Consider the following 24,011-nt stretch of genomic DNA (forward strand, 5'->3'; position numbering starts at 1 on the left):
AAATGATGACCTCGCTTTTTTGAAAGTTGATTAATGGGAGAAGTTTTTTTATAAAATAGTACAACCTTCATAACGCTTAGTATCTTTTAGCCATTTAGAATAGACTTTATTGACCCCAATCCAGAGAAAAGCAAGATCAAAATTAGTAGCTAATGGTCTTTTCAATAAACGCGCATGCTGTTCCCGATTTGCTGAGATTAGTAAGCATTCATGCATGGATACTTTTCCATTATTACATTCGAGAAAGACACTCCTGGACGACCTTCTGTTAAACTATCAGCAACTAATGCAACTCTCCTTTTAAATTCCTCCATTTCGGATTAATACTAAAAAGATAGTAATTGCTTGTTTAAAAAGTGGTTCAAATAATTGTAATTGGTCGTTTTCATATTTCCTTTTTTGAGTGGAGGATTGCCTGTGTACGGGATTTGACGCCTAGTTTTTGATAAATAGTAGATAAATAAACGCGAACGGTTCCATCTGATAAATTCAACAGCTTTGCAATTTCTCGATTGGTAACACCATTGGCTAAAAGATTGAGCAATTCCTTTTCACGTGGTGTTAATATTTCGTTACGAACTCCATACGTTATGCAACTTTGAAGATAGTTGAAATAATAATCAGGGTAAGGATCCCATTTTAAGGCATACGACTCTAATTGAAAATATTGCTCTAAAAGAGGGAGTAGCTCCTTCTCATCTAATAACGTCCGAACATAATAATATTTTGCTGCTAATTGTAACACTTCATGTAAAATATCTAATGCGATAGAAGTATTTCCTAAACGATGCTGGCAAATAGCCTCTAACACTGTTGCTTCTATAATCGTTGCGATTTGCTCATCTTGCTGAGCCTTCGTTTTCACTTGAATGACAATAGATAATGCATCGTTTAGCTCGCCCTTTAATAACAGTAAACGAGCATAAACGAGCTGCCAAAATGGTTGCTTCGTTTTTGTTGCCTGCAATAGCATCTCTGCATTTTGACTATCTCCATCAACTATAAAACAATAAGCTTGCATAATTTGAATGGAAGTTCGCCAATGTTTTTCCGAAACACCTTCTAATACTTGTGCTAGCATCGCACGTGCTGTAGTTGCTTGTTGTTGATGGGTGTAAATTTTTGCTTTTAATAAATACATAGGAATAAATAAACCAGGGTCTTGATGATGATGACCTAAACCAATGGCGATTTCAAGCTCCTTTTGAGCGTATTCTATTAAACTTCGTTCGTATAATGATTCAGCAGCAACCCCATAGCTAAAAGCTGTAACATTTGCAGTTTGTAACGATGTTTCTCGAAAAAGTTTACCAACGGCTTCGCCATCTTCCATTATTTGAAGCTTCCCTTTTGAGCCGATACTAGTACGAGACAGTTTGTATTCGAAAATATTATATGGAATCGGAACGTTATCCCAACGTGAGGGCGCAGGACCTTTCGCAAGCAAATTACGCATAATTTCTTCAACTACCTGTAAATTTCCACCAGAAGCGACAATTGCATATGCCTTAGCACTTTCATAAATATATGCCATCGCTCCATGTTCTTCTTGCTCCATCCAATGTTCTACATATTGTCTCATTTCAAGCTCCTCCATAAGGGAAGTAGCTATTTTGGTGTCCATTGTTGTAATAGAAGTTAGGAAGCCGATAACAAGCATTTCATACGAAACGACATAGTGAGCACTCCGAAGTTGTTGTAGCCAGCGCATAAATGTTGTTGTTTGCCCGGAAGCATAGAGCTGTACAAGATGTTCTGTTATCCATGAAGCGGCTTGTTCATATTGTTCATATTTAAGTGCTAGCTCAATGGCAGAAATATAATTTCCCTGATTGTTGTAAATAGAATGAGCAACTTCTTGGACAATTGATTGTACTTGCTGGACTGAATATTGTTTGTTTAGTTCTAATTGTAAAGCTTCAGCAAATAAATGATGGTAGCGAAAAACAGGCTTTTTTGATTGCAGACGAATGATAAATAGACCTTTTGCTTCTAAATTTTCTAACAGTTCAAGGCTATTTGATTGCTTTGTTAGTTGGTCACATATAGTAGGTTCTAGCTCATGCAGTAGAGATGTTTGTATGAGAAATTTTTGTGTTGTAGGCGGAAGATTTTGAATAATTTCTTGCCATAGAAACTCAGAAATAAACGGCTGCGCTATATTATCGATTGGGTCTATTTGTTGTTCATTTGCCAAGCGCGTTAACAATAATCCAGCTACCCATCCTTCCGTTTTGTCTAAAACATTTTGTAAATGTTGTTGATTTAGTGGTGTTGCATGTTTGTAGGAAAAAAATTGCTTAGTTTCTTGCAACGTAAATCGTAAATGATCCGCATTAAATTCTTGTAGCCATTGTTTAACGCGCCACTTAGCAGTAGGGAGTGCAAGGGCTGTCCGAGTTGTAATATAAACATGTGCCTCAGAAGGTAAGTACTCTATAAATTGAGTCATAAGTTGATGAATTGCTGGATTATCAATTAGATGATAATCATCTAATACAATATGTATCGGTTTTGCTAAGGCATTAAGCTCTTCTAAAAATGAATTGATAAAAAATTCAAGTGTTGCTAGGTCTTGAGCATGCAACAGTGGTGCAAGTATTTGATCTATATTGCACTGATAAGCTTTGGCAACGGCATGCACAGCGTAAGTCCAAAAACGAATCGGATCATTTTCAGCAGCATCAAGTGATACCCAAGCCACAGTTTCCTTACTATTTTTGAACCAGCTACTTAGAACAGTTGTTTTTCCATAGCCTGCTGGTGCACGTAAAATCGTCACTTTTTTATAAGTATGAAGTCGTAAAAGATCAAATAATTGTCTTCGCTCAATTAAATCAGGTGCCTCGAGAGGAATCGTTAATTTAGAAGATAATAATGTAGTAGGCATCTTTTCTACCTCCTTTTCGAAATTTAGGATAATGATGTAATTTATTTTACTACAAGCTTCGGCATTATTACGAATGTTAATAGTCCTAACCATAACTTTGTCCGTTGACTTTTTCTATATATATAGTAGAAACATGGGACTTTATGCAAGTTAAAGCAATGTACTAACAAGTGAGTACTTTTGGCTTTATATATATAGATTTGAAGTTTAATAAGGGAAATGGCTAATAATAAAAGTGAAAAATTTTTAATGTGGTTGATTTTTAAATAGAGATTTGAAAAGAATTGAAGGTAAACATACAAAGTCGTTGAAAAAATAAAGAGTGGTTATTATTTTATAAATAAAAAAGAATACTGATTATTTAAAAAGTAATTTATTGAATATTTTCTAAGAAAGGGAAGGAAGAGGATCCTATGAAAAAAACCTTTTACTTTTTTGCTAGAAACTTAATAATTTACCTAACTATAGTTGTATTAATCACTACAATTACATTAACTTTTGTACATGTTAAGTCATTTGCTATGCCTCTTTCAGAAGAAGATGTGGAAGATGATAGTTTTGTAATATTGGAAATTATTAAATTTACGGATAAAGAAGTAGTGTATAACACATTAGAAAATGGCGAACTTTTTTTATATGAGGAACAAATTGAAAATGAAGCTGTAACTACTAAATAAATATAAAATAGATAATGTAGCTAAAGAACTTGTCGAAAATTTCATAACAATTATTGATATGAATGACGATGATAGTTTTGTAAGCCAGAAAAATATATTAAGTAAACAGATTATTTCAAAAACACCTGTGGATGTTTCGCCTGTTAACGAAATTAAGAATGATAAACTAGTATATACGACAAGTGCAACAGGTAAATGGGTGACAGCAAGATTGAGTGGATTTAATTATTCATATTATAAATACAGTAATGGAGGAGGAAAAGCCAGAGAACTATCCAATGAAAAAACAGTTAACACATACAATAAGCACTTTGATCAATTCACAAGAAATGTTGATAAGATAAGGAATTTTGAAACAAGTATTCTAAAGGAATTATTATTAGTAGGATTACTAGATCAGGCATTTAAATCAATCAAAAAGCCTACAGTTGCCAACGTCACCAATTTCTTGAGAAAATATTTAAAAAGCATACATGGCATTTCAGTAATAGTTGCATCTGTTGAATATTTAATTCTTACTAATAAAACGTTAAACTCCTATAAAAAAATCCCTGGACCAGAACGTAATTGGAGATTTGGAAAATACGATGATTTTTCCAATGTACGGGTTTCATGAAAAATAAAGAAGAGATACATTTTATTTTAGTTATACTTATCATATTTGGAGTATTATCTTTTTCACTAATAGAAATTTTTCATCAAGTCCAAAATGGTTATATTCCTAGAGCGACTACCATTATATTATTCTTACTTGCAACTTTTACTTTATTCATTTTATTTTTTGAAAGGAACAAAAGATGAGATAATTTGATTTCCATAGCGAGGTTATTTTAAATTGTGTATTCAAAGAGGATAAGCAATACACAAGTATTTATTATATGCCGAAAACTCAATTTTTTAACAGAAAGCACTCCACAAAAGGGAGCATTTAAACTTTTATGGAGTGTTTTCCTTTTACTTAAATTGTAGAAAAAACTACATTTTTAATTGTGTATTCACTAATAATCTATATTTAAAAAACAATTATTTAAGCAACTACCAATAAAAATGCATGAAAAGAAACACACTATCCTTACTAGTCGAATAAGATGTTGCTGTAAGTAAGGTAGAGGTAGGTGTTTATTAATGAAGAGCTGGATAGCTGTATTTTGTTTAGGAAGTACTATTGCTTTGGCTGGCTGTCAAGAAACATTAGAGAACGAACAAATTGACATTGATGATGTAAAGCAGCCAGTGACGTACACGGAGGACAAGGAGCAGGAAGCTGGACCTATAGTAGTTGAAATTGTTGATCCGCAATCTTTGGAAATCATCCACATCATATCACCACAGGAACTAGGCTATGAAACAGACCCTGAATCGTATAAAAAGAAAATTGAACAATTAGCACAACAATTAGCAAGGGGAACAGAAACAGTAGTTGGTTTAGATAAGCGCATGGTGCTCGACAAATTGGATGGCAATGGTCAGGTTATTAAAGGAAGTCCATTGGTGATTTTAAAAGAAAGTGAATTGGTTGAAAGGGTACTAGCTGCATCTGTAACGGGGGGCAAAGTAGAAATGCCACTGTATATTACTAAAAGTGGCTATTATCTAGAAGACATACCGTATTTAGAGGATGTTGTAGTAGCATCGTATACAACATACTTCAGCTCCTCAGATGTAGGAAGAAACAAAAATATCGAACTGTCAGCAAAGGCGATCAATAATGTCATTGTTGGGAGCGGGGATACTTTTTCTTTTAATACTGTTGTTGGACCGAGAGATGAAAAAAACGGCTATCAGCCCGCACCTGAAATTATTAATAAAAAACTTGTTATGGGCATCGGTGGAGGTATATGCCAAACTTCCTCAACGTTGTTTAATGCAGTCGATCAATTACCTATAAAATTCGTCGAGCGACATCATCATTCATTAGATGTTGGCTACGTTCCAAAGGGTAGAGATGCAACTGTATCCTATGGCGGATTGGATTTTAGGTTTCAAAACACAAGTGATGTGCCTTTTTTAATTAAGGCAACGTACGGTAAAGATTTTCTTACTATTGAAATAAGAACATCCGAAAAATACAAAGAACTTATAAAAAGCTAGCCCCATAGTAAAAAAAGAGGTTGATGTAAGGCTAACTCAAAAGTGTTGTTTTGGAGCAAATCAACCTTCTCTGTATTTCTGTTTTACTCTGAGACACTGAAGAAAGTGTCTTTTTTTTTCGAGCCCGAAGACATGAGAAATGTATTCATTGCTTAAATGATAGTTAATATTTCTGCTGGAGAAAATACTTTGTAATCGGGCTTCTCTGATTGAACAACCTCAATTGCATCATATCCCCAACCAACCCAAATAATTGGAATTCCTACTTTTTTACAGGCAACAATATCACGCTGCTCATCTCCAACATATAACACGTCTGATTTTTTGATATTTGTTTCTTTTATATATTTTTTAATCACTTTATCTTTCCCAAAAATACGGCTAGAGCACAGTACTTCAGAAACATGATTAATATCATTTACCTTTAAAAACTCTGAAATATTGTCCTTCGAATTAGAAGAGATAATTGCGATTGTATAACCCTTGTTTTCAATTGCCTTTAATACATCTTTCATCCCCCGAAAAAGGTGAACATCTTTTATGGACTGTTGGTATAAATGATAAAATTGAGGGAGTATAATTGGTAGCTTGTGTAGTGGAAAGTTAAATAATTTACTGCGTTCGGTAATTGATATTTTTTTTAGTGAATCAATGTCCTCTAGTTGTACTTCTTTAAAATCGTATTCCTTTGCAATGGTGTTCCATACAGAGGCGAGTACAGCAGTGGAATCTGCAAGTGTACCATCAAAATCAAATATGATATGTTTCATTGTATCTATTCTCCTTTAAGATTTAACATCGTTATTTAGATGTATGTTTTATGTAAGTGTAATCATTCGTTCATGATGACATGAATACGGAAAAAAAGAAATAGATAACAAGCAATTTTTGTAGAACATCTAGTTGCTGAAAGTAGTCATGGCGCTGAAAAATACATAGTTGAGAAGAATGGAAAGTACTAAAAATTTAGAACACTAAATACATAGTGAAATCGTATTATCAGTACCGATGATATTATCAGTAATGATAATGTATATAAAAATAAAGCAATAAACAGGTGCAATTCCAAAAATTGTGTGTTATCGTTATCATTATCAGTAATGATAATGTAAGTTGAGAGGAGAAAATTACATGAAACTTCACTATGGATTAAATGAATTGGGAGATGTAGATTGGTTAGCAGTATTACAGATAGCATTACCGTTCATGGTGGTAGGTCTCATTCTTATCCTAATTGCACTATTTGATTTGTATAGGCATCGGAAGGAAAGGGCAAATGTTCTTTTATGGACAATTGTTATTATATTTTTCAATACAATTGGACCCATTTTATATTTCACTATTGTACGAAAAGGAGCGAAGCTTAATGAAGTTAGAAATTAAAGGTGTAACAAAAAACTTTAAAACAAAGACAGCCGTTCATAACTTTTCTATGGTAGTTGACACTGGACAATGTGTAGGACTTATAGGCCCAAACGGTGCTGGAAAGTCTACGCTAATTAAAATTATTGCAGATATCTTATATGCGGATAAAGGCGAGGTACTGCTCGATGGGAAAAAAATTTCAAACATGAAAAGAGAGGTTGGCTATCTTCCTCAATACCCTGATTTCTTCCACTGGATGACTGCCAAAGAGACACTCTTTTTTATGGGACAGTTATCAGGTATAACTAAAGAAAAACTTATTGAGGAAGTACCTGCTATATTAACAAAAGTAGGATTAATAAACGAACAGAATGAGAAAGTTCAAACATTTTCTGGCGGAATGAAGCAGAGATTAGGTATTGCTCAAACGCTTTTACATAAACCATCTTTTATTGTTATGGATGAGCCTGTATCGGCATTAGATCCAATAGGAAGGAGAGAGGTTTTGAATTTAATTCAAGAAATTAAACATGAAACGACTATTTTATTATCAACGCATATTTTAGGCGATGCTGAAGAAATTTGTGAACGGTTTGTCATCATGAAACAAGGTGAGAAAATAATGGATACGACAATAGATAAATTATTAACTCATAATAGTGAAGAAGTTGTACATCTTGAAATAGCATCGGAAAATATGCTTTCTGTCCAAATAATTGAAAAACTTCCGTATGTAAAACATGTAGAAGCAAACGGAAAAAGAATGAAGGTAACGCTCGAAAATGTGCAGGAAAATAAAGATATGTTAATGCGTGACACTTTGGAAAACAAATTAGATATTGTTCGATTCGAAGTTGGAAGCAGTGAGACGTTAGAGGACATCTTTTTAAAAATGGTGGTGAGCGTATGACGCCTATATATGTTTTAACAAAAAAAGAATATGTACAAATGTTTCGTGATTTTAAAGTGATATGGTTACCGCTTGCTTTTATGTTTTTAGGGGCTACGCAACCAGTAGTCACATATTATTTACCAACCATTTTAGCAGCACTTGGGGGAAATCAAGGCATTACGATTGATCCTTCGATGCTTCAGCAGGATGGAGCGCAAGTAATGGCTGCAACACTTGGATCCCAATTCGATCAGTTAGGGATTATGATTATAGTGATTGCAATGATGGGTATTATTCAGTCAGATAAAGCAAATGGGATGCTTGACTTTATTTTAACAAGACCTGTAAAAGTAGGTTCCTATATTGGTGGTAAAATTTTTTCGAATTTCTCTATTGTAGCGATTAGTGTGACACTTGGATACATTGTATCTTATGTATATGTAAATTTTTTGTTTAGTAATATTCCATTTCGAGATATGGTTCTTGCAATTATTTTCTATCAATTATGGGTTCTTTTTATGATTTCGTTTACTTCAATGATTAGTACCATTTTTAATGGGCAGGGTGTTATCGCTTTAATAAGTATTGTTTGCTTGCTTATGTTTAAAATAATCAGTGGTTTACATCCTATAATTGATTTAGTAAATCCTGCTGGAATGAGTCAACATGCCGTGATGGTATTAATAACGGGTTCAATCGATTCGCATTTATATGGCAATATGTTCATTACTTTCATATGGATTACTATAATCGTAATGTTTTCACACTATTGGATATCTGCAAAGAAATATCATAAAAATTAAATAAGCATATTAAATCGAGTCGAGCGGTCAAATGGTAGGGGAAAACAATTACTAGTGCCAGTCACTTTGAGTGACTGGCACTTTCTTTTTCGCGTGATTTGACTAAATAATAGGCATTGACGGAGGCCGCAATAGGGATAATGGCTGCTATACCAATGCCTGCACAAAAAATTGTAATCAGCTCCGTACTGAACACTTTAGAATTGATAATATCGCCAATTGAGTAGTTTAAATCTTTAAACCATATTAAAAGACCTAAATAGCCACCAAAGAAAGCGAAAAATAAAGTATTTGTGTCTGTTCCTAAAATATCCTTCCCAATGCTTACACCTGAAGTGAATAGTTTTTTTCTGCTAATGAGCGGGTTGTGGTGGAAAATTTCGTGCATCGACGAGGCGATGGATATGGCGACATCTAAGATGGCACCTATTGTACTCATGATGATTACAGCAGCGCCAACTTGAACAAAGTTAACACCAATATAAAGTGAAAAGATACTAATTTCCTCTGTTGATTCTTCTCCAAATCCTTGAATCATTGACTTTTCTGTGACAAAAACTATAAAAAATAGCAGGATTACAATAGTAATCATTGTTGAAATAAAGGCGGTAATTGTTTTGCTGTTCTTTTCATTGATATAAAATAAACTAATCCAGCTAATGATTGTACAGGCAATAAACGTTAAGACAATTGGGCTGTTATTAGGATTGGTCATTAAGAAAATCGTTACAAAGAGTACCGCGAAGTTTAAAAATAAAGAAATAAAAGAGCGAACACCTTTTTTTCCACCGATAGCAATCATTAATATAAATAAAATGGCCGTTAGCCACACTAATACATTCATCGATTTACCCTCTTTCGTTTAATGAAAATCATAGAAGTGTAAAGACTGATGGGAATTGTTAAAACTACGCCAATCCCGCCTGCCAGTGCACGAGCTAGTTCTAATGAAAGATTCATGGAAAGTGTTAGCCCTAATGTAGAAGAATTTTTTAAATATAAAATTAGCATCGGAATGGAACCACAAATATAAACAAAAAACAAAATACTCGTTATTGTTCCCATAATATCTTTGCCAATATCAAGTCCTGAAGTTTTTAAAGCTTTATCAGAAATAGTTGGATCTTGGTCATATAGTGCAAACATGGAAGAAGCCATCGTAATTGAAACATCCATAACAGCTCCTAGGGCTCCAATAAACAAACCAGCCATAAAAACCATGTGATAAGGTCGAGTTAGAAATTGCATTTCCTCATAACGAAGTCCTTTTTCAGATGTAATCCACATTACGAAAAAGCTTATAAGCAAGGAAATGAAAGTTCCTAAAATGGTTGCAAGCATTGCAGCATAGGTTTTTTCATTTAATCCGTTTATAAGTATCAACGAAACACCAGTAAATAAAAGAACACATACACCACTAACAATTAACAAATTAACGTTAGAATGCTTAACATATAAATCCAATGCAAATGATAATATTAGGGCATTTACAATCAAACTAATGATCGAAAATAAACCTTTTCTTTTGCCAACAATTAATAAAGTAAAAATAAAAATCCACGCTACCATTAAAACGTAAAAATCACGTTTGACATCTATAATTGTCCCTGTTAATTGTCCTGTGTTTTTCGTGTCTGCCTTAATGGATATAAATAATTTATTTCCGACCTTATATTCGTGATCAAAAGCAGCCGAGGAAGAGTATTCATTAGTTAAATAAATAAGCTGTCCTTTAGCTTCTCCATTTTTCAACACTGCCGTTATACGCTGTGTAAATAATTGATCGTCATTGCTGTACATATCCGAGACAGGTGTTGTATCTTCTAACACAGTTTTGGTAACTTCAGCAATTGGACGTTCGTACAAGGATTCATTGTGACCAACGAAAAAAACGGAAGCCACAAAGCACAATGCTAATAGGAAATATAATATAATCCGTATAGTAATTTTCTTAGTAGAATTACTAGTAAACAATAAAAAAACCTCCAATGAGGGAATTTGACTATGTTCGTATCAAGTTTGCCGTTAGACAGAAGACGCTTGGAACAATGATTCACGTTAACATCCCTATTTTTCTATGTCAAGCTTATCAAAAGTAGTCACCTAGGAAGTAACGCTCTATACCAATTAAAGTTTCTTCTTACCGATTAAGTGGCATAGTAAACTTAATGGTTATACAATGTTATCTTTAGGTTTTTTACGTAACACACGTCCGTTCATATATGATTCCTTTAAATAAAGATGCATTGTAGTGTGATATCAAGCTTCCATCTTTCGCCTAAATTACATTTAGTTACGAAAAATATTTTTAGGTGGATAATCTATTGAAATAATGTTATCGTAAGAAATAACTAAATGAACATATCCTTCAGGGTAGGGTGAAATTCCCAATCGGCGGTGATGAAGTAATTCAAAGTCCGTGAGCGCAAGCTGATTTGGTGCAAATCCAAAACCGACAGTTACAGTCTGGATGGGAGAAGGGTAAACGTATAAGCTTTTTAAATTCGTATGAGTTTAAAGGGTCTATTTGGCTACGCTTATATAGATTACTACTTCCCATCGACTTCGTTGGGGAGTTTTTTATTTAGTTAACAATTTAATAAGTATCTGTTCTTCGGGGTAGGGTGAAATTCCCAATCGGCGGTGATGAAGCAATTCAAAGTCCGTGAGCGCAAGCTGATTTGGTGCAAATCCAAAACCGACAGTTATAGTCTGGATGGGAGAAGAACAATGAGATGGTAGCCTGTGGAAAAATATCATATCCACTAGGTTTATTTCGTGACGTCTTATTTATTAGAACTCCCAAACCCCTTTGTTAAAAAGGGGTTTTTTGTTTAGCTCGTTTAGGCAATTACAGGTCGAAATAAAAATTGGAAAGTTGGTGGAAAAATGTTTACAGGTATTATTGAGGATATTGGTACAGTAAAAACCTTGCAAAACGATAGGCAAAGTATGAAAATAACTGTTACTTCGCCAAAGATAGTATCTGATGTGAAGCTAGGAGATAGTATAGCTGTTAATGGCGTATGTTTGACAGTCACACAATATAATGAGCAGGAATTAACAATGGACGTAATGCCTGAAACGGTGAAAGCGACAAATTTGCAGCAACTGGTCGTTGGGAATGCTGTAAATTTAGAGCGAGCGATGCCTGCAAACGGGCGTTTTGGCGGTCATTTTGTTTCAGGTCATGTTGACGGTGTGGGGAAAATTTTACGCAAACGTCCAATGGCCAATGCAGTCTACATCGATATAGCACTGTCAGAACAATTAACGAGCTATTGTATTCCTAAAGGTTCAATCACAATTGATGGAACAAGCTTAACGCTCTTCTATGTGGATAAAAACAGTGTTACCGTATCTCTTATTCCGCACACATACGAGGAAACAGTACTAGGAATAAAAAATGTTGGGGCATTAGTCAACATAGAAACCGATTTGATTGGCAAATACATTATGCATCAGCTCCACCGTGGTCAGCAAACATCGGCCATTACGAAAGATTACTTAGCAAAGCATGGCTTTTAGCCTGTTTAAAAAGTATAGAACAGACAATAAATGAAAGTTTATTAGGAGGTGGCAATTTTGCTACATTCAATTGAAGAAGCAATTGCAGATTTAAAACAAGGCAAAATGATTGTTGTCGTGGACGATGAAGACCGTGAAAATGAAGGGGATTTACTTGCCCTTGCAGAGTTTATGACACCAGAAACGATAAATTTTATGGCTACATATGGAAGAGGGCTTATTTGTACGCCGATTTCACAGCAGCTTGCACAACAATTAGCATTGCCTCCAATGGTCGTAAATAATACAGACAATCATCAAACGGCATTTACCGTAAGTATTGATTATATAGATACAAAAACAGGTATTAGCGCCTATGAACGTGCATTGACGATTCAGAAAATGCTAGCGTCACAAGCGCAAGCGACTGATTTTCGTAGACCTGGTCATGTATTTCCCCTGATAGCAAAGGAAAATGGTGTGTTAGAACGCAGAGGACATACTGAGGCTACTATCGATTTAGCGAAGCTTTGCCAAAGCATACAAGCGGGCGTAATTTGTGAAATTATGGGGGATGATGGTGAAATGTTACGCTTCGATGATTTAGTTAAATATGCAAAAAAACACGACTTAAAAATGATATCGATTGATGCATTAGCAGCATATCGCCGTCAACAAATCCAAGGAAAAAATTCACTTACAGTGTAAAAGAGGAGAATTCATTATGGGAAAAACATTTGAAGCACAATTGATCGGCAATGATTTAAAAATAGCGGTAGTAGTTGGTCGATTCAATGAATTTATTACAAGTAAATTATTAAGTGGCGCATTAGATGGCTTAAAGCGTCACGGTGTAGACGAAGAGTTAATTGATGTTGCGTGGGTACCAGGTGCATTTGAAATTCCATTTATCGCAAAACAATTAGCTGAAACAAAAAAATATGATGCCATTATTGGTTTAGGTACAGTTATTCGTGGCTCTACAACACATTATGATTATGTTTGTAACGAATCAGCAAAAGGCATAGCAAATGTGTCTCTTGCTACAAATGTACCAGTTATTTTTGGTGTTGTCACAACCGAAAATATTGAACAGGCAGTGGAACGAGCTGGAACAAAATCAGGGAATAAAGGCTATGATGCAGCAATCTCAGCTATTGAAATGGCGAACTTACAGAAACTAATTAGTTAAAATGATTGAAATTCCGTTGTATTAAAATTTCCATGAAAGATCACGAGTATATTGCATAATTTATTGGGCATTGGGAAATATATGTTTATGGAATTTTAGTATGAATCTAGTGAGTGGGAGATGAGGAATATTCAATCATTGAAACAAGAATTCGAATTAAAAACGTTAAAAGAACTATTTAAACTCTCTGCTGACGTAAAATTTCAATCATATTCCTTTCACCAACATAACGTACATTTTATTACATGTGATGCGATGTTCGATCCGTTTTTATTGAATAAGGTTATTATAGATCGAGTTGAAGCTTTTTTCGAGGATGCCTCACCAACATCACTAGAAGATCAGCTAAAACATAAATTACACATTCCAAATTTCCAAAAAATATCAAATACAGATGATGCTATTCGTCGTGTGTTTTCGGGTTATGCATTACTTTACTTTGAAGAGGAGAAAATTTTATTTTCAAGTAAAATTGCTAAAAAGCCGAATCGAGTGCCTTCAGAAACAGCAGAAGAAGTAATTATAAAAGGGCCGAGAGACAATTTTATAGAAGATGTATTTATTAATATTGCTTTAATTCGTAAGCGACTACCAACTAAATCATTTTGTGTGGAGACGATGGAAATTGGCAAGCGGTCTCAAACAACAGTCGCTGTTCTCTATATGGACGACATTACAGATAAAACTATGGTGGATGAAATTAGAAAGCAATTACGTAAAGTAGATACAGATGTTGTGTTTAGTGGCGACATATTGATGGAGAGAGTAGAAAATACAGCAAAGATTTTGCCACATCATGATTATACTGGTCGGCCTGATTTTGCAATACAAGCATTAAGTAGAGGCCGTATTATTATTTTAGTTGATGGGGTATCCTATGCGATTATTACCCCAGCTAATATTTTTTTACTCTTTAAATCGGGGGAGGATAATGAATATCCTGTTTTTGTAAGCTCTCTTGAGCGCCTCCTGCGAATTGTAGGTATATTAATAAGTATGCTTGCACCAGGTTTTTGGTTGGCTTTATCGACCTACCATCAGGAGCAATTGCCAATACTAGTTTTAGCAACCATTGTGCAATCAAGAACAGGACTGCCTTTTCCTACTTTATTGGAAATATTACTTATGTTATTTATGTTTGAAATATTCCGCGAGGCAAGTCTCCGCTTACCATCTCTATTGAGTGGAACCATGAGTGTTGTGGGTGGTTTAATTATTGGAGATGCAGCAATCAAGGCAGGTATTACCAGTCCATCAATGATTGTCGTAATTGCCATTTCCAGTATTTCGGCATATACACTAGTTAATCAATCGTTTGTAACTGCCATGAGTATTTTCCGCTTATTTGTTATCTTTATGGCTGCTTTTTTTGGCTTATTTGGTTTCTTCATGGCCGTGTTCTTCATTCTTGTTTATGTGGCAAATATACGTGTATTAAGTGTTCCATACTTAAATATTGTCGCCAATTTAAGTTGGCCTGATTTTAAAAAATCATTAATACGTCTTGCTCCAATTGGAAATAGTAAAAGGCCTGCATTTTTACAAACACAAGATAAAACTCGTTCATCTTCGAGGAAAAATTAACGATAATTTTTTAGCACAACACAAAAGGCGCAAACTACGCTCAAACGTAAGTTTTGCGTCTTTTGTGTTGCGTGTATCAAACTGAGCTACATTCCCATTATTTTTGATTTACACTAAACAATTAAATGAAGTTATTTTCGTGCTTTGCTTGTAAAAACGCTTGGATTGGACAAAATACTTAATGAAGAGTATGGATTAGATTTACGTATCTATATTTTTCTAGACCAATCACAAGGGGTGGATAGTTATGCCGAATGTTCAAGTAAGCTGTGCTGTATCAAATTGTGTTTTCCATGCCAAAGGTAATTTTTGTGGTGCAGAAAAGATAGCGATCGATATGGATAAACGTATCGATAACAAACATGATGCAGAGTTTGCTTCTGATTTTGAGTTGTCGATGTCTAAAGAGGCGGCAAGTCAATCATCAGATACGTGTTGTAAAACATTCAAATCTAAAGCAAAAGAAAAGCTCTAGATGATGGGTATAGGTTGTTTAAATTATTGTAAATAGAGAATTAAAGGCAATATTTAAATAATTTATCTTTACCTTATAATTAATGAATTGGTCACTTTGAAAGTTGTCTTCTTCTAAGGAAGACAACTTTTTTTTATTTCGATAGCGATGCCTCTTGACCTTCCAGTTACTTGAAGGATTACGATAATAGGAACATCCGATTGGAGTATAGGAGGTATGCAAATTGAAAAAATACGAAGAATTAGAAGTGCGTGTCGTTTCATTAATAGGAGATGCTTATGATATAGGTCTCCAACAAAGTAAGGAAATACAAGAATCTGCTCATTTAGCGCAGGAGGAACTACTGCTTGCTTTATCAACTAATTGTAATGCACAAAAGGCTCAAGAGGAATTACAGGTTGTTTCGCCAAATCTTTTGCAGGAAATAAAAGGCTTAGCTTCGGGGTTAGATCTGCCATATGAATCCATTATCAAAATGTATAGTGGATATAATATGACATTTCCAGAAATGGGATGTACGTCGTTTGCGCATGATGAGTTTTATGTAAGAAATTATGATTTTAGCCCTTCTTTATATGATGCAAGAATCGTTTTTTCTAATCCATCAGAAGGGTATGCAAGTGTTGGATTTAGCCAGCAAATAATTGGTAGGCTGGATGGAATGAATGAAAAAGGGCTCGTTGTAGGACTTCACTTTGTAAATAATCAATGGGAAGGAGAGGGCTTTCTTGCCTCAACGATTGTTCGAATATTACTGGAAAAGTGTAAAAATATTGAGGAAGCTATTTCACAACTAAAAAAAATCCCTCATCGTTATTGCTACAACTACTCTATGACAGATACAAGTGGGAAAATGGTTGTGGTAGAGGCTACCCCAACGGAGCAAATTGTTTGTGCAGAACATTTATTTTCTTGTACAAATCATTTTGAATCGCAAAAATTGAAAGAGAAAAATAAAGCATATATTGAAAATTCGATACAACGCAAGCACGATATCAATCGCTTTATAGCAAATGCATGCCCAACTGCTTTATCTGCTTTTTATCATTTTAATGATGGAAATTCACCACTATTTTTTAAACAATATAAACAATACTTTGGTACATTACACACAGTCGTATACTCACCAAATCAACTTGAAGTCATTGTGGGGATTGGCGAAAATAGCGAACCACATACGTTTTCACTACATCAATTTATTAGGGGTAACCTTCTTCTTCCGACAACGATAAAAGGAAAAATACTTCTGGCTATCTAATTCGCCATGCTTAGTTTATAATTTAATAGAATAATAGGGGGGAATGGCATAACTTTTGTTGGGCTATTCTCCCTTCGTTTTATTGCTATTTCGACTTTCGAAAGAAAAATTATTTTTTATAATATAATAATTTAAAATTGTATTAAAAAATAGACTTATATAAAAGTTATATTTTTAAGGATTTTTTTAAAAACAATTATGAAAAAACGAAAATTACTATAGTATAATATTATTGCAGTTATCGTATAATTATTTGTTACAGTAGTAAATTCATATATGTTAATTATTTAATACAGTAGATGAGGAAGTACCAGTTTGTATGAAAAAACGAAAAATTAAACTTATATTAGTATTAGCGACAGTATTATTATCACTGTTCACAAGCTTAAATGTAGTCACTTCTTATGTGAAGATGAAAAAAACTGTAGAAGAGTCCATTGCTAACCAAAGTTTGGAAGCGGCAATATCTATTGCATCATCAATCGATATCAAGCAGTATGAGCAATTTTTAAATAATCCTGTGGAAAGCAAAGATTATTGGGAATTAAGAAGCTACTTAAATGATGCAAGAGAAAAACTGGGTGCTTTATTTGTGTATACATTAGAAATTGATAATCCTAAAGTGTCTAAAGCGTTGATTGCTGGTGTGCCAGATCACTACACAGAAGGGTTTGAAATAGGACAAATTTGCACTGTGCCTGAAAAGCAAATTAAGCAAGCATATCAAGGATCTACGTATGTTACGAATGTAATTGAGGATCCTAATCATGGTGATTATCTTTCTGTAGGAGCTCCTATTAAGAATGAAAATGGACAAATTATTGGCTATCTCGGCATTGATATAGGTGCTGATAAAGTTAATGGCATTAAAGGTAAAGTTCTAGAAAATAATTTACTTATGTTTATTTACAATGGACTGTTTATTTTAATCGTTATTGCTTCTTTCTTCTTTTTACAAAGATGGTATCAAAAAGAAGTAACAAAAGAAGTAGGTGTAACTGAAGATACATATCAAGCTGAAATAAAAGCGTTAATTACCTCTGTATCTTCATTGCGACATGACTTTACTAACCATATACAAGTTTTACATGGGCTTCTGCAATTAGGGGAGCAAGAGCAAGCAAAGCAATATTTATCATCATTATCTAAAGATGTACAGGCCATTAAATCACTAAAATTAAATATTAATCATCCTGGGCTTTCCATCTTGTTGCAAACGAAAAAGCTTGCAGCCCAAAATCATAATATTGAGATGGATATATCCGTTTCACAAAATGCTTTTAATAAGATTAAAACAACGGATCTAATTAAGTTACTATCGAATTTAATCGATAACGCCATTGATGCCACAACCGAATTGCCAGAGAATGAACGTAAAATGACCATTTGTTGTCACGCCGATGAATTGAAGTATGTTTTTGAAATTATAAATACAGGACCGGCAATATCTGAGCCAGCTCAAATATATAAACAAGGCTTTACAACAAAAAAACCTGAATTCGGTAAAATTAGAGGGCAAGGGTTATTTATCGTGAAAGAAGTTGTCAAAAAATATAATGGTAACATCTCTATACAATCGACATCAGAATTAGAAACGACAGCGACTGTAATTATCCCTTTAAAGTAAAATGAAGTAGTGCAGATAAGTGCATGTACTGCAAGAATAGAGCCTCATAAACATCTGGTTTAGCTCCCTATATAAAGTAGGGGGCTTTTTGTTTTGGAGTAAATTTACAGGTTATGAATATTCTCATGTAATGAACTATGTAAGTCATATATTAGCAGTAAATCTTTAACGTAGGATAGGAGGAAAAGAAGTTGGAACAGCCAATTCTTAATTTACTGAGAGCAGGAGGCTACAATTTATATGTGAGACATGGAGAAGCAACAGTTGGTAAAGACCAGCCATATTTTAATTTTCAATACTGTTATACGCAACGAAATTTATCAGACTACGGTCGGAGAGAAGCCGTTTACTTTGGACAAATGCTTCGTTATTGGCAAATCCCAATTAATTCGCCCATTATTGCTAGCCCAATGTGTAGAACAGTTGAGACAGCGCAGCTTGCATTTCCAGCAATGTATATTCAAATTAATCCTTTTTGGTTTGAAATTAATAAACTAGGAGGGAATATATCCTCTATAGAGCAGCAGCAAATTTTGAAGAATAGCCAATCTCAACTAGAAAAAATACCGCCCCATGGCACAAATCAAGTTATTATAGCGCATAGCTTTCCAAGTGGGATTGGACTAGGGAAAATTTCGAATATGGGAATGGTTATTGTAAAGCCTAAAGGTGAAGGGAACGGCTATGAAATTGTAAAACAGATCCCATTAGCCGATTTAGCGACTTTAGGAAATCCTCTTTATAAATAGGTAGTGAAAAATTTATGTAAAAAGATTATATATACGCCTGAATTTTTGGAAAGGTTTTTACTAGCTCCTTGCTTTTTTTATAAAATGAAGGTAAATAAGTGAATTTAAAAATAGGTGGTTGATAAAATATGAAACGAGAGGGAATTGTTAAATGGTTTAAAGAAGAAAAGGGGTATGGTCGTATAATGCTGAATGGTGAAGATGGAAATCATGTTTTTGTTCACTTTAGCTCGATTTTATCAAATAAAGAACAATTTCCTGACGGCTATAGATTTCTTAAACAAGGGCAAAAAGTGTCCTTTGATTTAATTGAAAAGCCCAATTCTACTGATCAAAAGCAAGTTGCTGAAAATGTTGAAATCCTGTTTGATGAAAAGGGAATTAGTAATAAATAAAAAAGCGTTCATCCACAAACCGGATGAACGTTTTTTCTGTAAGGATTTTTCTAAAATGGCATTTAGTCAGTACTCGCATTTGAAACGTTCAGTTAACGTGGTAACAAATCTTTATATTCTTTCCTTATTGAATCCAACATTTCTAATTTCATCATTGATTGTTCAGCCGTTTCTTTACCGACAGCGATAATAATATTTTCGATAAGAAATGTTGGTGCCATCATAGAATGGAACTCCCAAAGTTCGCCGCGACTTGCAAATAGTAGTAGATCTGCGAGCATATTGAAATCCGATACTATGCTATCCGTTATAACGATAGATTTCATATTAAGTTTTTTTGCATGTTCGAGTAAAACACGAGATTCGGGATGGAGCTTCACAAACCCAAACATGAATAATACGTCCCCATAGCCGAAATGCAACATAGATTCATATATTTCGTGTCCGCTTTTTGGCAACACCTGAATATTGAATCCAAAGCGAGATAATCGATAATTTAATAAGTTTCCTAAACCTTCTGATGGGCCTGGGCTATAAATATAAATTGTTTTCGCCTTGACGATGGACTGTACCGCTTTCTGAAAATCTTCAGCATTATATTGAGCTAGTGTGAGCTCTAAATGCTTTACACTCATTGTCATCATTTGCGCATGTATAGTTGTTGAACTAACTTGTTCCATAATATTACCTAACTTGTTTGCAGGTGAAATATCCATCGTTTCTTTATAGTTGTTTTTATAATCTTTAAAGTTTTTAAAGCCTATTTTACGCCAAAAACGTGAAACAGTAGCATTGCTTATTTGTAGTGACTTGGCAATTTCATCTTCCGTATACGTTAATACGGTCATACCCATTTTTGCAATAAAATCTGCGATTGTCTTTTCATTTGGTGTTAAATGTTGATCCTCAAAAAGTTTTTGCTCCATTTTACGCCTCCAATCTTTCTTCCATTTAAACATATTTTCTTTGAAATGAAAATTATTTTTCATAATAAATAAAATTGAAAAAATATTTACATAACCTTTGCAATGGATCCATATTCCGTTAACAGTACTCCTATATATTGGGATTATTAATAGAAGGAGGTAGAAAAAATGTCAATTCAGCGCCCGTATCAATTAACGCAATCACAAAAAATGATGGTATTCGTGTTATCAATGTCACTTTACGGTTTATCAAACATGTTTACAGAATTAATTCCCTCACTACAATTAGGGTTTATTGAGTTATCTGTAGAATATTTTGCTTTTATTCCATTAACGTTGTGTATTTTGTTCCATCCTTTTTATGCTGCGATTGGAGCTTCACTAGGGGAAATTATTTTTGGTGAATTAATGCTCGGACAATTTGGTGGTATTGGAGAAGTAGAAAAATTTATTACCTTTTCGTTAGGTATGTATATTGCAGGCGTTTTAGTGCGTAATCCTTTAAACCGTAGACAAGTTACATTTGCCGTCATGGCGGGGCTTCTAGTCCATCACTTATTAGGTACGATTGTAGATATTGGGAAAGTATGGGTTGGTGTAGATGAATTTGAGGCTGTTTCAGGTTTAGCAGAAAGTATCGTCATTATTGAAGGTGTCTCACTTTTAAATGACCTTTTATTCTCAGGGATTTTATTCGCACTATTACCAACTTTATATTTGGTACCGCGCTTGTATGGCAAAATTGAACCGTTGCTAGGGATGAAACCTCGTAACAAAAATATGACCTATACAATAGGAGCCATTGTGACACCTAAATTAGTCGTTGTCTCCGTCATTCTTGCTGTTACTGCTATAATTGCCGAATTTTTATCTGAAACAGAGTGGGCATTTGGTGAATGGGAGCCTGACTTTTTAGCTACTTTCGGTAATTGGTTTATTTGGGTACCAATTGCTTTGTCCATATTTGTAACATTCTTTGTCGTTGCCATAATGCGTTCTAAATCAAAACGTAATACAAAGGAGCTTGAAAACCTTGGTTAAGCCTATTATTCAAGTTGAAGATGTGTCTTTCACATACCCTGGCGCTGAAGATAAAGTTTTAAATAACGCCAACCTCACTGTAAATGAAGGCGAATTTGTAGCAATTATTGGAGGGAATGGCTCAGGTAAAACGACATTATGTAAAACATTTAACGGACTTATTCCTAAATTTTATGTTGGTGATTTTGAAGGGAAAGTAACTGTCGGAAATCGTGATACATCGCAATTTTCAGTTGCAGAGTTATCACAAGATATAGGGTATGTATACCAAGATTTTGAGAATCAAATTATGCGGCCAACTGTTCTAGATGATGCGTCATTTGTGCCGTTGAATTATGGCTTAGCGGATTATAAAGAAAGAGGACGATGGGCTCTAGATGTAACAGGGTTAACTGCTATCGCAAATGAATTTATTTGGGAATTGAGTGGGGGACAAAAGCATTTATTAGCGATTGCAGGTGTTCTCGCTATGAAACCTAAAATATTAATCGTCGATGAACCAGTTGCACAGTTAGATCCACAGCATGCCGAAGAAGTGTATCGAGTGCTGAAAAAATTAAATGAACAATTCGGGATGACAATTATTGTAATTGAGCATCATGCAGAACTGATAGTTGAATATTGTCAATCAGTTGTGTTAATGGATATGGGCCGTATCTTATGGAAAGAGCCTGTCAAGATAGCTTTATCCAAAGTTGATGAATTAGTTAGTCATAACATATACCCACCACAAATTACACAAGCTGCGAGGTTGATGGTAGGCGAGGGAGGAATGGCTCCAGAGCTACCAATAACGTTAGAAGAAGGAATTGCACATTTTAATACATTTTCGAAAATCACTAACACATCAAGAGCCAATAAATCAGAAATCCATTTAAAACAAGATAAGAAAGCAATCGTTAATATGGAACACGTCTCTTTACAATTTCGCAATTTAAAAAAGCAGAAAAAACAAGTGTTAAATAATATTAATACTACTTTTTTTGAGGGAGAGCGGATAGCGATTGTTGGCAATAATGGTGCTGGTAAATCTTCATTAATCAAACTAATAGCAGGTATTGTGAAACCACATAAAGGTCAAGTAACCGTTTTAAATACATCAACAACGAATGCGACTCCTGAAAGATTAGGTAAATATGTATCATATGTTTATCAAAATCCAGAGGAGATGTTTATTGAGGATTCAGTAAAAAGGGAGATTGAGCTTTTCTTAAAGGCTAGAAAAGTGAAAGATTACGAAGTCTTAGTTGAAACAATCTTAAAAGATTTCGCACTTACTGATTTAAAGGAAAGGGATGCGAGGCTATTAAGTGGTGGTCAAAAAAGGAGAGTATCTTTGGCAATTGGTGCCGCTATGCAACCTAGTGTTATTTTACTAGATGAGCCAACAGCCAATTTAGATATTGCTACGAAAAAGCATGTTGTTCATATGTTAGAAACATTAAAAGAACATGTCAAAACCGTTATTATTGCTACCCATGATATGCAGTTAGTGTCAGAATGGGCGACGAGAATTATCGTAATGCATAACGGTGAAATTATTGCTGATGGGAATCGTCAAGATATTTTCCATAATCAATTGGTGTTACAAAAAGCTGGGCTAATGATGCCACAAATAGTAGAACTGAGTATGAAACTGGGTTTACCTGAACCAGTTTATACGGTTGAAGACTTTTGCCAACAGTTCACCATAATAGAAAGTGAGGATAAAGCTTATGAATATATTTAATAGCATATCTGAAAAGCTTTCATTGGAATATGTAAAAGGAGAACTATTAAAAACAGCCTATGGTAGTGGTGACACTTATTTAGGTCGATTGGATCCAAGGACACTTGTTTTCTGGTATTTATTTTTCGCGATTGTCCCATGGTTTATCCATAACGAAATGATATTAGTTTGCTTTTTATTGTTTATGGTAGGAATGACGATTTTAGCACGCGTAAGCCCACTTATATTAATCATTTTATTTGTCGGGTTAGTTAGTGAAATAGCTGTATTATTTATTATCTCTTTATTTTTTGGTGGAGAATTAGCATCAATCGAACCAATGTTTTGGCTGACAATTAAGCTTGCAATTATATCATTAGCAAGCGTAGCTGTGTTCACGAGTTTAGATCCTGAAAAGTTTAGTGATGCATTAATACGTTTAGGGGTTCCTGTTCAAGTCTCGTTTAGTGTGTCTTATTGCTATCGCATTTTACCTACTTTAATGGAAGAATTTCATAAAGTGATTTTGTCGTATCGATTACGAGGCAAGGCACCTGAAAAAACGGGTTTTTTATATTGGCGCATGGGGTTCTACTATATGAAAATCTTAGTTTTATCATTTTATCCACTTATTTTAAATGGGGCAAAGCGTTCAAGAACCACTATTGAAGCACTAGAAACAAAAGGATTTAGTCATGCTACAAATAATACAGAAGTAAAAAAGCTGAAGACAGCTTACTTTACTTTCAAGCGCAATGATTACCTATTTATTGTTTTCTCAATATTTTATATTGGGTGTAGTTTTACATTAGGAATTTACTATTAAACTAA

The 24,011-nt window shown here is 34.3% G+C and carries 22 protein-coding genes, 1 pseudogene and 2 riboswitches; of the genes and pseudogenes, 18 read left to right on the plus strand and 5 right to left on the minus strand.

Going from position 1 to position 24,011, the window contains the following annotated elements:
• Positions 1-385: 385 nt before the first annotated feature.
• On the minus strand, positions 386-2,890 hold the full coding sequence (locus FH508_RS08170) for a winged helix-turn-helix domain-containing protein (RefSeq protein WP_173478509.1): 2,505 nt from the start codon (positions 2,888-2,890) through the stop codon (positions 386-388).
• 413 nt (positions 2,891-3,303) lie between these two features.
• Here FH508_RS08170 and FH508_RS08175 point away from each other — a divergent pair, with 413 nt between their 5' ends.
• The 3 genes from FH508_RS08175 (at position 3,304) to FH508_RS08185 (ending at position 5,658) form a co-directional block, all read left to right on the plus strand.
• Positions 3,304-3,567 carry a hypothetical protein gene (locus tag FH508_RS08175; protein WP_173478510.1) on the plus strand — a complete coding sequence of 88 codons (264 nt, stop codon included), beginning with the start codon at positions 3,304-3,306 and terminating at the stop codon, positions 3,565-3,567.
• Positions 3,568-3,625: 58 nt separating this feature from the next.
• Positions 3,626-4,183: a hypothetical protein gene (locus tag FH508_RS08180; RefSeq protein ID WP_173478511.1), complete on the plus strand. Its 558-nt coding sequence runs from the start codon at positions 3,626-3,628 to the stop codon at positions 4,181-4,183.
• A gap of 509 nt (positions 4,184-4,692) precedes the next feature.
• Positions 4,693-5,658, plus strand: a complete 966-nt coding sequence (locus tag FH508_RS08185) for a VanW family protein (RefSeq protein WP_173478512.1) — start codon at positions 4,693-4,695, stop codon at positions 5,656-5,658.
• Between the two features lie 152 nt (positions 5,659-5,810).
• Here the strand turns inward: FH508_RS08185 and FH508_RS08190 are convergent, their stop codons facing one another.
• Positions 5,811-6,428, minus strand: a complete 618-nt coding sequence (locus FH508_RS08190) for an HAD-IA family hydrolase (protein WP_173478513.1) — start codon at positions 6,426-6,428, stop codon at positions 5,811-5,813.
• Between the two features lie 361 nt (positions 6,429-6,789).
• On the opposite strand from FH508_RS08190, the gene FH508_RS08195 reads away from it, so the two are divergent.
• From FH508_RS08195 to FH508_RS08205, 3 genes are read left to right on the plus strand one after another with little or no spacing between them, the layout of a single operon-like run.
• Complete coding sequence (locus FH508_RS08195) at positions 6,790-7,041, plus strand: PLD nuclease N-terminal domain-containing protein (RefSeq protein ID WP_173478514.1); 252 nt, start codon at positions 6,790-6,792, stop codon at positions 7,039-7,041.
• Positions 7,025-7,933: an ABC transporter ATP-binding protein gene (locus FH508_RS08200; protein ID WP_173478515.1), complete on the plus strand. Its 909-nt coding sequence runs from the start codon at positions 7,025-7,027 to the stop codon at positions 7,931-7,933. The genes FH508_RS08195 and FH508_RS08200 overlap by 17 nt, the downstream gene beginning before the upstream one ends.
• Complete coding sequence (locus tag FH508_RS08205) at positions 7,930-8,718, plus strand: ABC transporter permease (protein ID WP_173478516.1); 789 nt, start codon at positions 7,930-7,932, stop codon at positions 8,716-8,718. Before FH508_RS08200 ends, FH508_RS08205 begins: the two co-directional genes overlap by 4 nt.
• Before the next feature lie 61 nt (positions 8,719-8,779).
• Here the strand turns inward: FH508_RS08205 and FH508_RS08210 are convergent, their stop codons facing one another.
• Positions 8,780-9,562 (minus strand): YibE/F family protein, encoded by a 783-nt coding sequence (locus FH508_RS08210; protein WP_173478517.1) that lies wholly within the window; start codon positions 9,560-9,562, stop codon positions 8,780-8,782.
• Complete coding sequence (locus FH508_RS08215; RefSeq protein ID WP_173478518.1) at positions 9,559-10,692, minus strand: YibE/F family protein; 1,134 nt, start codon at positions 10,690-10,692, stop codon at positions 9,559-9,561. Before FH508_RS08215 ends, FH508_RS08210 begins: the two co-directional genes overlap by 4 nt.
• 386 nt (positions 10,693-11,078) lie before the next feature.
• Positions 11,079-11,204: riboswitch (FMN riboswitch) on the plus strand.
• Positions 11,205-11,324: 120 nt separating this feature from the next.
• Positions 11,325-11,450: riboswitch (FMN riboswitch) on the plus strand.
• A gap of 157 nt (positions 11,451-11,607) precedes the next feature.
• Between FH508_RS08215 and ribE (FH508_RS08220) the strand changes: the two genes are divergently transcribed.
• The 9 genes and pseudogenes from ribE (FH508_RS08220) (at position 11,608) to FH508_RS08260 (ending at position 19,505) form a co-directional block, all read left to right on the plus strand.
• Positions 11,608-12,246: a riboflavin synthase gene (gene ribE / locus FH508_RS08220; protein WP_173478519.1), complete on the plus strand. Its 639-nt coding sequence runs from the start codon at positions 11,608-11,610 to the stop codon at positions 12,244-12,246.
• Positions 12,247-12,303: 57 nt separating this feature from the next.
• Positions 12,304-12,897 (plus strand): annotated as a pseudogene (gene ribB / locus FH508_RS08225) (3,4-dihydroxy-2-butanone-4-phosphate synthase); the annotation flags it as partial.
• Positions 12,898-12,949: 52 nt separating this feature from the next.
• The gene (gene ribE / locus FH508_RS08230; protein WP_173478521.1) at positions 12,950-13,417 is read left to right on the plus strand and encodes a 6,7-dimethyl-8-ribityllumazine synthase; all 468 of its coding nucleotides are present in this window, start codon (positions 12,950-12,952) and stop codon (positions 13,415-13,417) included.
• Positions 13,418-13,546: 129 nt separating this feature from the next.
• Positions 13,547-15,001 carry a spore germination protein gene (locus FH508_RS08235; RefSeq protein ID WP_228134508.1) on the plus strand — a complete coding sequence of 485 codons (1,455 nt, stop codon included), beginning with the start codon at positions 13,547-13,549 and terminating at the stop codon, positions 14,999-15,001.
• Between the two features lie 247 nt (positions 15,002-15,248).
• A complete protein-coding gene (locus FH508_RS08240; RefSeq protein WP_173478523.1) occupies positions 15,249-15,476 on the plus strand; it encodes a DUF1540 domain-containing protein in 228 nt (75 codons plus the stop codon).
• Positions 15,477-15,699: 223 nt separating this feature from the next.
• Positions 15,700-16,734, plus strand: a complete 1,035-nt coding sequence (locus FH508_RS08245) for a C45 family autoproteolytic acyltransferase/hydrolase (RefSeq protein WP_173478524.1) — start codon at positions 15,700-15,702, stop codon at positions 16,732-16,734.
• Between the two features lie 319 nt (positions 16,735-17,053).
• Entirely contained in the window at positions 17,054-18,361 is a 1,308-nt protein-coding gene (locus FH508_RS08250; protein ID WP_173478525.1) for a Spo0B domain-containing protein, read from the plus strand.
• 191 nt (positions 18,362-18,552) lie between these two features.
• The gene (locus tag FH508_RS08255) at positions 18,553-19,110 is read left to right on the plus strand and encodes a histidine phosphatase family protein (RefSeq protein ID WP_173478526.1); all 558 of its coding nucleotides are present in this window, start codon (positions 18,553-18,555) and stop codon (positions 19,108-19,110) included.
• A gap of 128 nt (positions 19,111-19,238) precedes the next feature.
• Positions 19,239-19,505 carry a cold-shock protein gene (locus FH508_RS08260; protein WP_173478527.1) on the plus strand — a complete coding sequence of 89 codons (267 nt, stop codon included), beginning with the start codon at positions 19,239-19,241 and terminating at the stop codon, positions 19,503-19,505.
• Positions 19,506-19,597: 92 nt separating this feature from the next.
• On the opposite strand, the gene FH508_RS08265 is transcribed toward FH508_RS08260, so the two are convergent.
• On the minus strand, positions 19,598-20,431 hold the full coding sequence (locus FH508_RS08265; RefSeq protein WP_173478528.1) for a MurR/RpiR family transcriptional regulator: 834 nt from the start codon (positions 20,429-20,431) through the stop codon (positions 19,598-19,600).
• Between the two features lie 168 nt (positions 20,432-20,599).
• Between FH508_RS08265 and FH508_RS08270 the strand changes: the two genes are divergently transcribed.
• The 3 genes from FH508_RS08270 to FH508_RS08280 are packed head-to-tail and all read left to right on the plus strand — an operon-like array spanning position 20,600 to position 24,006.
• Positions 20,600-21,472, plus strand: a complete 873-nt coding sequence (locus tag FH508_RS08270; protein ID WP_173478529.1) for a DUF8171 family membrane protein — start codon at positions 20,600-20,602, stop codon at positions 21,470-21,472.
• Positions 21,465-23,201, plus strand: a complete 1,737-nt coding sequence (locus tag FH508_RS08275) for an ABC transporter ATP-binding protein (RefSeq protein WP_173478530.1) — start codon at positions 21,465-21,467, stop codon at positions 23,199-23,201. The genes FH508_RS08270 and FH508_RS08275 overlap by 8 nt, the downstream gene beginning before the upstream one ends.
• Positions 23,188-24,006 (plus strand): energy-coupling factor transporter transmembrane component T family protein, encoded by an 819-nt coding sequence (locus tag FH508_RS08280; RefSeq protein WP_173478531.1) that lies wholly within the window; start codon positions 23,188-23,190, stop codon positions 24,004-24,006. Before FH508_RS08275 ends, FH508_RS08280 begins: the two co-directional genes overlap by 14 nt.
• The last annotated feature ends 5 nt before the right edge of the window (positions 24,007-24,011 follow it).

Origin of the sequence: Lysinibacillus sp. CD3-6 (genome assembly GCF_006351725.2) — a bacterium.
Taxonomy (GTDB): Bacteria; Bacillota; Bacilli; order Bacillales_A; family Planococcaceae; genus Lysinibacillus.